Consider the following 11,361-nt stretch of genomic DNA (forward strand, 5'->3'; position numbering starts at 1 on the left):
CTGCCCCCCATGACGCCGCCACTGAAGCGGTCGGTCACCATCGACGGCCACCGCACATCCGTCTCGCTGGAGGACGCGTTCTGGAAGGCCTTGGCGACCCAGGCCGCGGCACGCGACCTGACTCGTGCCGCCCTGATCGGACTGATCGACCACGCCCGCCCCCCGCAGATCGGCCTTGCCACCGCCCTGCGGCTCTTCGTGCTGTCATCCGCGCAGACGCAGGAACGCTGACCACGTCTGACACCGGCGGCTGCAGCCCCCCCCTACTCCCGCAGATCGGGCAGAACGTGGTCGCGGAAATGCTCCCGCAGGGTCAGCTTGCTGACCTTGCCGGTCGCGGTCAGCGGCATTTCGTCGACATAAACAACGTCGTCGGGCAACTGCCAGCCGGCCAGATGCGCGCCCAGATGGGTCCGCATCTCTTCCAGTCCCGGCCGGGCCGTCCCCTTGGGCTTGATCACCAGCAGCGGGCGTTCGTCCCATTTGGGATGGGGCAGCGCGATGACCGCACATTGCGCCACATCCGGATGGGAAACCGCCAGGTTCTCAACGTCGATCGAACTGATCCACTCGCCGCCCGATTTGATCAGATCCTTGGCCCTGTCGCGCAAGGTCAGAACGCCATCGGCGCTGATCGACGCGATGTCGCCCGTTCCGAACCATCCGTCCGCATCGATCACGCGGGCGGTGGCATCGGCATTGTCGTGATACCCCGCAGCGACGGTATTGCCGCGCACGAACAACTCGCCCATGGCGTGCCCGTCATGGGGCTGGCGGGCACCCGCGTCATCGACGATCTTCATCTCGACCCCAAAGACGCGGCGCCCCTGCGCCTGCTTCAGTGCCATCCGGCGCTCGAACGGCAGGTCGCGCTGATCCGGCGTCAACGACCCCTGACTGCCCAGCGGTGACGTCTCGGTCATGCCCCAGGCGTGGTTCACGTCGATGCCCAGACGCTCGAAACCCTCGGTCAGGCTGCGGGGCATGGCACTGCCGCCGACGACGATATGGCGCAGGGCATCGGGCTTGGCACCGCGGGCCTGGATCTCGGCGAACAGACCCTGCCAGATGGTGGGCACGCCCCAGGCGCTTTGCACGCCCTCGGCCTGGCACAGGTCCCACAGGCTGGCCCCGTCCAGCGCCGGGCCGGGCATGATCAGGCTGGCCCCGATCAGCGGCGCGGTAAAGGGCAGCCCCCAGGCGTTGACATGAAACAACGGCACCACCGGCAGGATACGCGGCTGTGGTCCCAGATCGGGACCCAGCACCGCGGCCGTCGCCAGCGCGTGCAGCATGTTCGACCGGTGCGAATACAGCACGCCCTTGGGGTCGCCCGTCGTGCCCGACGTATAGCACAGGCCCGATGCGGTCGTCTCCGGGAACTCCGGCCAGACCCGGTCGGTCGGCTGGCCCGCCAGCAGATCCTCATAGCACAGCGCGTCCAGCGTCGTCGCGGGCATGTGGGCGGCGTCCGTCATCACCACATACCGCATGGCCGGCAGGCGATCCTGCAGCTTTTCCAGCAGCGGCACAAAGGTCAGGTCGGTGAACAGCAGCCCATCGCCCGCGTGATGCGCGATGAACACCATCTGATCAGCCGACAGGCGCGGGTTGATGGTGTGGCAGACGGCCCCGATCGCAGGGACCGCGTGATAGATTTCCAGATGGCGATGCCCGTTCCAGGCCAGCGTCGCGACCCGATCGCCCGACGCCACGCCAAGGCTCTCCAGTGCCAGCGACAACTGAACGGCGCGAGCGCGGGTGTCGGCCCAGCTTTGTCGGTGCAGGTCGCCCTCGACCCGCCGCGACACGACCCGCCCTTCGGGAAAGCTCTCGGCCGCATAATCAAGAAGCCCGCTTTGCAGCAGCGGGCGATGCATCATCAGACCATTCATGACGTCTCCTCCATCATGGTCCTATGATGACGGGATCGCCGCGCGGTTCAAGCCGCGCGGTAGGTCCCTGCCGTTGGGTCAGCGGGCGCTGACATGGGTCGATGTCAGGTCCAGCAACAACGCGCCGTCCGCGTCGCTGACCTGCGTACGCACGGTCGAGATGCGCCGCCCCCGCTGCACCCAGCATGCCGCCGCAGTCAGCACCCCGTCGCGACGGTTTGACAGCAACTGGGCATTCAGCGTGATGGCCACCGGAAAGCTGTCCATCCCTTCCTGCGGCTGCTCTCCGCCCAGGACCAGGTTGGTGGCAACCACATCACCGAACCAGACCAGCGCCCCGGCCTGAACGGTACCGAACGGATTGAGCACACCCGCGGTGATCGTCATCTCGCCAGTGGCCTCCTGATCGTTGACGCCGGTGATCTCGAATTCGATCTGTCCGGCAAGGGTGTGATTCGACATCCCCCAAAGTCCTTTTCAGCAAATGCGGGCACGCCGCGACATGTGGTTGCCGGCCCTCAGCGGGTCAGCCGTGCGATCAGCGAAGAGGTATCCCACCGGCCCCCGCCCATCGCCTGCACATCCTTGTAGAACTGGTCGACCAAGGCAGTGATCGGCAGGGCCGCCCCCAACTGATCGCCCGCCTGCAGGCAGATCGCCAGATCCTTGCGCATCCAGTCGACGGCAAAACCGTGTTCGAACTCTCCACGATGCATGGTTGAGTGACGGTTGACCATCTGCCAACTGCCTGCCGCGCCCTGACTGATCACTTCGACGACATCGGCCACGTCCAACCCTGCCTTTTGCGCAAATGCCAATGATTCCGACAGCGCCTGAACCAGACCCGCAATCGCGATCTGGTTGCACATCTTGGTCATCTGGCCAGCACCCACATCGCCCATGCGGCGGCAGATCTTGGCATAGGCGTCGATCGCGGGCGCGGCGCGGTCGAAATGCTCGGCGGCACCGCCGCACATGACCGACAACTGTCCGTTTTCGGCCCCTGCCTGCCCGCCCGATACCGGCGCATCGACATAGCCGATCCCCGCCTGCGCCGCAGCCTGTGCCAGCTCTTGCGTGACTTGCGCGGAAACGGTCGTGTGATCGATAAAGACGGCACCGCGCGCCATGCCAGCAAAGGCGCCATCAGGGCCCAGACATACCTGGCGCAAATCGTCGTCGTTGCCGACGCAACACATGACCAGGTCCGCACCTGCCGCCGCCTTGCGCGGGGTCGGCGCCGCAGAACCGCCGTGGCGGCCGACCCAGTCCTCGGCCTTGGCCGGGCTACGGTTGAACACCGTCACCTGATGCCCGGCCGCCGCCAGATGCCCGGCCATCGGAAAGCCCATAACGCCCAGTCCCAGAAACGCCGTCTTGGTCATGTAAATCTCCCTCGGGTCGCGACCCTTGGCACGGGGGTGCGTTGAAAAGCCCGCGCGCCTGTCCTATGCAATACACCACCATCCATGCGCGACAGGGTCAACCCGTGCCGCGCCCCCGGCCAAGGACCTGCCCGCACATGCTGACCTTGTTTCGCTGGCTTTTGCGGCTGACCATTGCACTGATCGTCCTGGCCGTCCTGTCCGCCGTTCTGATCTGGTATTTCGCGGTCCGATCGCTGCCCGATTATACCGCAAGCTACTCCGTGACGGGCATCACAGCCCCGGTCGAGATCATACGATCGACCGAGAACGTACCCCATATCTTCGGTGAAACCGATCCCGACGTCTTCTTTGCTCTGGGTCTTGCTCATGCTCAGGACCGGCTGTTCCAGATGACCCTGCTGCGCCGTGCGGCACAGGGGCGCCTGGCCGAGGTGCACGGCCCGCGTGCCCTGCCCGCCGACGATCTGGTGCGCAGGCTTGGCCTGCAGCGCGCTGCAAGAGCGTCGCTGGAGGTTCAGGACGATGATACGCGCGCCGCACTTCAGGCCTATGCCGACGGCGTTAACCAGTGGATCCGTATCGTCAACGACAGTGCGATGGGGCGTGGCGCGCCGGAATTCTTTCTGTTCCCGGACGTCATCACCTTTTGGCAGCCGGCTGATTCGCTGGCGATCCTAAAGCTGCTGGCCGCCGCCGGCACCGATGCCGCGGGGGACGAGATCCTGCGCGCGCGTCTGGCCCTCGCATGGCCCGACCGCGGCATGCAGATCGTCGAACGCGGCGGCACGCCAAAGACCCTGCCGCCCTATGCCGAACTGTTTCCCGGCGCGCGACTTGGGGCACCGGAACGGCGGCTGGACGCACAGGCGGAATACGATCCGCTTGGATTTCTCCGGCCCGGGCAGGCCCTTGGTGGCAATGCCTTCGGGGCGGAACCGCAACGGACGGCGGCGGGCGCATCGCTGTTGGCCAATGACCTGCATGCAGGACTGACGGTGCCATCGCTGTACTACCTGGCGCGGCTGGAGCTGACGGGCGGCGGCGTGATCGGCGCCACGGTGCCCGGGCTGCCGCTGGTTCTGTCAGGGCGCAATCCGACCCTGTCCTGGGCGCTGACGCCGCTGGACCTGGACGTGGCCGACATCGCGATCGAAGAGGTTCAGCCCGGCAACCCCGACCGTTATCGTGGATCGCAGGGCTGGACCGAGTTTCAGACCCGGACCGAGGTGATCCGCGTGCTGGACGCACCGCCCCAGACCATCACCCTGCGGGAAACACAGAACGGCCCCGTGGTTCCCGGTCTGGACCCCGGCCTGCGCGACGTGACGCCCATCGGCCATGTCCCATCCCTGCGTTGGACCGGTCTGTCGCACCGCGACCGGACCATGTCCGCGCTGATGGGGCTGATGCGCGCCACCGACGCGGATCAGGCCACCCGCGCCTTGGCCGATGTCGTGGCCCCGGCGCTGGACGTCATGCTGGCACAGGGCGACAGCATCACCCGCCTGGCAGCCGGCGCCGCACCGCAACGCGCGCCCGATCACCCGACCGGCGGCGCCCTGCCGGCGCCCGGCTGGCTGGCCGGCACCGTCTGGCAAGGCACCGTGTCGCTGGCGACCCAGGCTCGCCGCCCCCAGGACGGTCTGGCCCTTGCGACCGAGGAGGCCGACGCCGATGGCCTGCGGCAGGATCGCCTGTCCCGCCTGTTGGGCGACCGAGAGGTGCATTCCCGCGACAGCTTCATCGCGGCGCAGCTGGACGTGGTCAGCCCGGCCGCGCGCGCGCTGTTGCCGCTGGTGGGGGCCAACCTGTGGTTCACCGGCGATCCGGCCGCGCCCGGCACCCCGGAACGCCAGCGTCAGGACGCCCTGACCCTGCTGGCCGAATGGGACGGCGCCATGAACGAGCACATGCCAGAGCCGCTGATCTATGCCGCATGGATGGGCGCCCTGCAGGACCGCCTTGTCAGGGATGAACTGGGGCCGGTCGCGGACGACCTGATCCACCTCCAGCCCCATTTCGTCGATAGGGTGTTCCGCAATCGTGACGGCGCCGCCGCCTGGTGCGACGTGGTGCAAAGCGCCGTGACCGAGGATTGCGCCACCATCGCCCGCCAATCGCTGGACCGCGCCATTCTGGACCTGTCTGCCCAGTACGGACCGGACGTGACCAGTTGGCGTTGGGGTGATGCCCATCAGGCGCGGCACATGCATCCGGGTCTGGGCGCGCTGCCTGCGCTTGGCTGGATCATGAACATCACCCAGTCAATCTCGGGCGGAGAGTTCACGGTGGCCCGCACCGGGCAGATCGGCACAGGCCCCACCCCGTTCCAGGCCACCGGCGGCGCGGGCTATCGCAGCGTCATCGACCTGGCCGATCCCGACAGTTCGGTGTTCATCACCTCGACCGGGCAATCGGGGCATCCGCTGTCGCGGCATTATGACGATCTGGCAGGCCTTTGGCGGCGCGGCGAATATATCGGCATGTCGCTGGACCCCGATCTGGCCCGCGCCGCAGCCACGGGCGTCACCCGGCTGACACCTGCGGACTGACGTAAAAAGGGGGGCGAAACGCCCCCCTTTGTCATCGCGATCCCGGTCGGATCAAAAGTGGATCGCACGCCCATACGCGTCCAGCACGGATTCGTGCATCATTTCGGACAGGGTGGGATGCGGGAACACGGTTTCCATCAGGTCCTGTTCGGTCGTCTCCAGCTGGCGGCCGATGACATAGCCCTGGATCAGCTCGGTGACCTCGGCGCCGACCATGTGCGCACCCAGCAGTTCGCCCGTCTTGGCGTCAAAGATCGTCTTGATCATGCCCTCGGATTCACCAAGGGCGATGGCCTTGCCGTTGCCCACGAATGGGAAACGACCAACCTTGATGTCCAGCCCCTGTTCCTTGGCCTTGGCCTCGGTCAGGCCAACGCTGGCGACCTGGGGGTGGCAATAGGTGCAGCCGGCGATAGAGCCCGGTTTGATCGGGTGCGGATGACCGCCCGCGATCAGTTCGGCCACCATGACGCCCTCGTGGCTGGCCTTGTGCGCCAGCCAGGGCGCACCGGCCAGATCGCCGATGGCATAGACGCCCTCGACCCCGGTACGACAGTATTCGTCGGTGATGACATGGGTGCGGTCGATCTTGATGCCCGCTTCTTCAAGACCCAGGTTTTCGGTGTTGCCGACGATGCCCACAGCCGAGATCACGGTATCGAACTCGTGCGTCTCGGTCTTGCCCCCGACCTCGATATGGGCGGTGACGGTATCGCCCTTGCGGTCCAGCTTCTTGACGGTTGCCTTTTCCATGATCGTCATGCCCTGCTTGACGAACTGTTTCCTGGCGAATGCGCTGATCTCGGCGTCCTCGACGGGCAGGACGCGGTCCATGACCTCGACCACCGTCGTCTTGGCGCCCAGCGTGTTGAAAAAGCTGGCGAACTCGATGCCGATCGCACCCGATCCGATAACCAGCAGCTTTTTGGGCATGTGCGGCGGGACCAGCGCGTGCTTGTAGTTCCAGACCAGCTTGCCGTCCGGTTCCAGCCCCGGCAGCTCGCGCGCCCGCGCGCCGGTCGCCAGGATGATGGATTTTGCGGTGACCTCCTCGGTCCCCTTGTCGGTCTTGACCGAAACGCGGCCTTTCCCGGCCAGCTTGGCCTCGCCCATGATGACGGTGACCTTGTTCTTTTTGAACAGATGGCCAATGCCGCCGGACAGCTGCTTGGCGACACCGCGCGAGCGTTTCACGACCGCGTCCAGGTCATAGCCGATGCCGTCGGCCGACAGACCGAACTCCTTGGCGCGGTGCATCAGGTGATACACCTCGGCCGATCGCAGCATGGCCTTGGTCGGAATACAGCCCCAGTTCAGGCAGATGCCGCCCAGATGCTCGCGCTCGATGCAGGCCACCTTGAGGCCCAGCTGCGCGCCCCGGATCGCGGCCACATAGCCGCCCGGCCCTGAGCCGATCACCACCAAGTCGAAATTCTGGGCCATCGGGTCCCCCGCTGATGAATTATAGTTCAGCGTTAAACCATTTACCCCAAGGCAGCAAGCCGCCGGTCAGGCGGTGGCCTGCTGCTGGGGGTCGTCAGACTGTGCCTCCTCCAGGATGGCATCGACGGCCAGGGGGGTGGCGTTCGGGGTGATGACGGCAAAGCTGCCCTGTTCGTCCGGCGTCAGCGCCCGACGCTGCGTGGTCCGCCATCCGGCATACCCGGTCAGCAACGCCAGCAGCGTGCCCATATAGACCCAGTACCCATCGGGTCCCATCACGCCCATCATCCAACCGGTGATGACAGGTCCGCCCATGCTGCCGATGCCATAGATGAACAGCAGGCCCGCCGATGCGGACGCCATGTCGGACTGGTCCAGATAGTCGTTGGTATAGGCCAGCAGCAGCGCATAGACCGGGTTCGCGATCCCGCCCATGATCGCCCCCGCGATGACCAGCCCCACGGTCCCCGGCTGCGCAGCCACCGTGATCAGACCGCACAGCCCGCCGATGGCCGACATTCCCAGCACCAGCTTGCGCCGGTCATAGCGGTCCGAGATCCAGCCGATCGGATATTGCAGGACCAGACCACCCGCATAGATCGCGGCCACGAACAGACTGATCTGCGCCACCGACAGGCCGATCTGCGCGCCCCAGACGGACGACATCCCCGACAGGACCGAAAACACGCCCCCGATCAGGAAAATCCCGACGCACCCCAAGGGCGACGCCTCGTACAGTTTGGCAAAGGACATCCGCTTGATCGTCTGGAACTGCGGCGCGGGCTGGGCCGACAGCAGGATTGGCGTGAACGCCAGCGACACCAGAACTGACGGGATGATGAACAGCAGATAGCCCGCGGGGCTGCTGATGTTCAGCAGGGCCTGAGCGATGACGATGCCCAGCAGCTGCACGATCATGTAGAGCGACAGCGTCTGGCCGCGGTTCTCATTGGTCGAACCGGTGTTCAGCCAGCTTTCCGCCGCGACATAGACCCCGCAGAAACAGAACCCGATCAGAAATCGCAGGAGGGTCCAGCTGATCCAGTGCGGTTCCACCGCAAACAGCACCAGCACCGCGGAAATCAGCGACCCCAGGGCTGCAAAGACCCGCACGTGGCCGACATTCTTGATCAGGTCGGGCACGGTCAGGCTGCCCAGCATGAACCCGCCGTAATAGCTGGCCATGACGACGGACATCTGCAGGGTCGGGATGCCCTCGATCCCGCCGCGGATGCCCAGCAGGGTGCCCTGCATGCCGTTGCCGACCATCAGCAGCAGGATGCCAAGCAAAAGCGGCCATGTCGTGCGCAACACCGAAATCATCGCGGGTCTCGTCTTGTTCAGGGGCGTGGAGGCTGGATGCCCGACCTATGCCCGAAGGGCCCTCGATGCCAGCCGGAATGCGACCTCAGGGGATCAGCAGCGACGCATCGCCATAGCTGAAGAAACGATAACCGCGTTCGACCGCATGTCCATAGATATCCTTGATCTTTTCCGACCCCATCAATGCCGACACCAGCATCAGCAGCGTCGATTTCGGCAGGTGGAAATTCGTCATCAGCCCGTCGGTCACCCGGAATTGATACCCCGGATAGATAAAGATGTCGGTCGTCCCCGTGAACGGCGCCATCTGTCCGACCCCGGGGGCGGCCGATTCGATCAGGCGCAGGGCGGTTGTGCCCACCGGGATCACCCGGCGGCCTTCGGCCTTGGCGCGATTGATCGCGTCGGCGGCGCGGGGCGACACCTCTCCCCATTCGGCATGCATGCGATGGGTCGTGACGTCGTCGACCTTGACCGGCAGGAACGTCCCCGCCCCCACATGCAACGTCACATGCGCAAATTCGACACCCCGTTCGGACAGCGCCTGCAGCAGTGGCGCGTCGAAATGCAGGCTGGCGGTGGGGGCCGCGACGGCGCCCTGCCGCGCGGCCCAGACCGTCTGATAATCATCGCGGTCCTGGTCGTCAGGCGCCCGCAGCGCGGCGATATAGGGCGGCAGGGGCATCGCGCCCACCTGCTGTAACGCCGCATCGAACGCATCGCCCGTGGCGTCAAAGACCAGCCGCAGGCCCGTTTCCGTCATCTCGGCCACGGTGGCTGACAGGGCGTCTCCGAACCGGATCACCTCGCCCACGCGCAGCTTGCGCAGAGGCTTGGCCAGCGCCTGCCAGCCGTCGGCTGCGGGTTCCAGCAGGGTGATCTCGATCCGGGCGACGGCCTCTCCCTGCGGGGTCTGGCGGGCGCGGGTGCCGGTCAGGCGGGCGGGAATGACCTTGGTGTCGTTCAGCACCAGCAGGTCGCCGGGACGCAGGATCTGCGACAAGTCGCCCACGTGGCGATCAGCGATCATGCCGTCCTGTGCCAGCAACAGGCGTGCGGAACTGCGCGGCTTGGCTGGCCGCGTGGCGATCAGGTGCGGGGGCAGGTCGAAATCAAAATCGGACAACTTCATGGCACGGGGTTTGCGGCCACCCCGCGCCCGCGTCAAGCAGCCGTGAAGACAAAGCAAAAACGTCGGACTTTACAAGACCAACGAAATTGGTAAGTCTTCGCCTGACAGGAGCCCGCCATGATCGTCTGCCATTGCACCATGATCTCGGATCACGACATCCGCGCCGCCATCGACTGGATGCGGGCGGCGGATGCCCAGACCATCATCACGCCCGGCAAGATCTATCACGCGTTGGGAAAGCGGGCCGATTGCGGGGGCTGCATGCCGCTGTTTCTGGACACCATGCGCGCGTGCGATAAGCTGGGCGTCGCACCGCCGATCTTGCGGGCCGGAACAGATAGCAAAAAGGATGCCACCCATGAAGGGCGACGCCAAAGTCATCGAGTATCTAAACGCCGCACTTCGCTCTGAGCTGACGGCGGTCAGCCAGTACTGGCTGCACTATCGCCTCCAGGAAGACTGGGGTTTTGGCAAGATTGCCAAGAAATCGCGCGAAGAATCCATTGAAGAGATGAACCACGCCGACAAGCTGATCCAGCGGATCATCTTTCTGGAGGGGCATCCCAACCTGCAACGGTTGGACCCGCTGCGAATCGGACAGAACCTGCGCGAGACGCTGGACAGCGATCTGGCCGCCGAACACGATGCGCGCACGCTGTACATCGAGGCGCGTGACCATTGCGAAAGCGTCGGCGACTATCCCAGCAAGATGCTGTTCGAGGAACTGATCGCCGACGAGGAAGGTCATATCGACTTTCTGGAAACACAGATCCACCTGTTCGAGACGATCGGCGCCCAGAATTATGGCCATCTGAACGCGACCTCCTCGGACGAGGCCGAATAGGAGCCTATCCCAACCAATCGCGGGCAATGTCCGGCAACCGGTCGAAATGGCCCAGCAGCGCCTCGGGGGCCAGGCGGGAAATCGCCTCTCCCTCGGGGCCAAAGCTGACCAGCGCCACGCGCACCCCCGCCGCCGCAGCCGTCTTGCGGTCGGTTTCGGTATCGCCCACCAGAAAAGATTGCGCGACGGTGCCGCCCGCGCCTGCGACTGCGGCCTGATAGGGACGCGGATCGGGCTTTCGCACGGGCAGCGTGTCGGCGCCGATCATCGCGCCGAACCGGTCGCGAATGCCCAATTCGCGCAGCAGAGTTTCAGCCAGCGCCGCGGGCTTGTTGGTGCAGACGGCCAACCGGTGCCCGTCGGCGGCCAGACGGTCCAGCGCCGATTCTACCCCCGGATACATTCGGGTATGCACCGCGATGGCCGATCCGTAATGGGACAGCAGGCTGTCGAAATCCTCGTCTTCGGCACCGGGCGGCAACAGCGTGTCGCCTGACATCCGGCCATAACCCGCCCGCAACATCGCGCGCCCGCCATGGAACGCGATCAGCGCATCGGCCACAGGGTCCAGCAGGTCCCCCAAGCCCCGCGCGCGAAAGCATGCGTTCGCCGCCGCGACCAGATCGCCGGACGTATCCGCCAGCGTCCCGTCCAGATCAAAGACCACCGTACCCGCCATGCGTCATCCCCTCTGGAAATGTTCGGAAAACAAAGGTGACCGCGCCGGGCCTTTCCAGCGCGTCCCGCCCCGATTAGAACGCCAGGAAGAAAAAGCAAACAGGCG

11 protein-coding genes are annotated in these 11,361 nt (G+C 65.6%); 4 read left to right on the top strand and 7 right to left on the bottom strand.

Going from position 1 to position 11,361, the window contains the following annotated elements; translation table 11 throughout:
* The first annotated feature begins 9 nt into the window (after positions 1-9).
* Positions 10-231, top strand: a complete 222-nt coding sequence (locus ACJJVR_RS16645) for a ribbon-helix-helix domain-containing protein (protein ID WP_405406249.1) — start codon at positions 10-12, stop codon at positions 229-231.
* Positions 232-263: 32 nt separating this feature from the next.
* On the opposite strand, the gene ACJJVR_RS16650 is transcribed toward ACJJVR_RS16645, so the two are convergent.
* The 3 genes from ACJJVR_RS16650 to ACJJVR_RS16660 form a co-directional block, all read right to left on the bottom strand.
* Complete coding sequence (locus ACJJVR_RS16650) at positions 264-1,883, bottom strand: long-chain fatty acid--CoA ligase (protein WP_405406251.1); 1,620 nt, start codon at positions 1,881-1,883, stop codon at positions 264-266.
* A 90-nt stretch (positions 1,884-1,973) separates the two neighbouring features.
* A complete protein-coding gene (locus tag ACJJVR_RS16655) occupies positions 1,974-2,357 on the bottom strand; it encodes a PaaI family thioesterase (protein WP_405406253.1) in 384 nt (127 codons plus the stop codon).
* A gap of 56 nt (positions 2,358-2,413) precedes the next feature.
* On the bottom strand, positions 2,414-3,280 hold the full coding sequence (locus ACJJVR_RS16660) for an NAD(P)-dependent oxidoreductase (RefSeq protein WP_405406255.1): 867 nt from the start codon (positions 3,278-3,280) through the stop codon (positions 2,414-2,416).
* Between the two features lie 137 nt (positions 3,281-3,417).
* On the opposite strand from ACJJVR_RS16660, the gene ACJJVR_RS16665 reads away from it, so the two are divergent.
* The gene (locus tag ACJJVR_RS16665) at positions 3,418-5,835 is read left to right on the top strand and encodes a penicillin acylase family protein (RefSeq protein ID WP_405406258.1); all 2,418 of its coding nucleotides are present in this window, start codon (positions 3,418-3,420) and stop codon (positions 5,833-5,835) included.
* A 51-nt stretch (positions 5,836-5,886) separates the two neighbouring features.
* On the opposite strand, the gene lpdA is transcribed toward ACJJVR_RS16665, so the two are convergent.
* The 3 genes from lpdA to queA all read right to left on the bottom strand — a co-directional run bounded on the left by lpdA (position 5,887) and on the right by queA (position 9,733).
* Positions 5,887-7,278, bottom strand: coding sequence for a dihydrolipoyl dehydrogenase (gene lpdA, locus ACJJVR_RS16670; protein ID WP_405406260.1), 1,392 nt, complete (start codon positions 7,276-7,278; stop codon positions 5,887-5,889).
* 66 nt (positions 7,279-7,344) lie between these two features.
* A complete protein-coding gene (locus tag ACJJVR_RS16675; RefSeq protein ID WP_405406262.1) occupies positions 7,345-8,601 on the bottom strand; it encodes an MFS transporter in 1,257 nt (418 codons plus the stop codon).
* An 85-nt stretch (positions 8,602-8,686) separates the two neighbouring features.
* Positions 8,687-9,733: a tRNA preQ1(34) S-adenosylmethionine ribosyltransferase-isomerase QueA gene (queA, locus tag ACJJVR_RS16680; RefSeq protein WP_405406264.1), complete on the bottom strand. Its 1,047-nt coding sequence runs from the start codon at positions 9,731-9,733 to the stop codon at positions 8,687-8,689.
* A gap of 117 nt (positions 9,734-9,850) precedes the next feature.
* Between queA and ACJJVR_RS16685 the strand changes: the two genes are divergently transcribed.
* Positions 9,851-10,144, top strand: a complete 294-nt coding sequence (locus tag ACJJVR_RS16685) for a bacterioferritin-associated ferredoxin (protein ID WP_405406265.1) — start codon at positions 9,851-9,853, stop codon at positions 10,142-10,144.
* A complete protein-coding gene (gene bfr / locus ACJJVR_RS16690; RefSeq protein ID WP_405406267.1) occupies positions 10,092-10,577 on the top strand; it encodes a bacterioferritin in 486 nt (161 codons plus the stop codon). The genes ACJJVR_RS16685 and bfr overlap by 53 nt, the downstream gene beginning before the upstream one ends.
* 4 nt (positions 10,578-10,581) lie before the next feature.
* Here the strand turns inward: bfr and ACJJVR_RS16695 are convergent, their stop codons facing one another.
* Complete coding sequence (locus ACJJVR_RS16695; RefSeq protein ID WP_405406268.1) at positions 10,582-11,256, bottom strand: HAD-IA family hydrolase; 675 nt, start codon at positions 11,254-11,256, stop codon at positions 10,582-10,584.
* Between the last annotated feature and the right edge of the window lie 105 nt (positions 11,257-11,361).

Origin of the sequence: Paracoccus sp. Ld10 (assembly GCF_045064235.1) — a bacterium.
GTDB lineage: Bacteria > Pseudomonadota > Alphaproteobacteria > Rhodobacterales > Rhodobacteraceae > Paracoccus.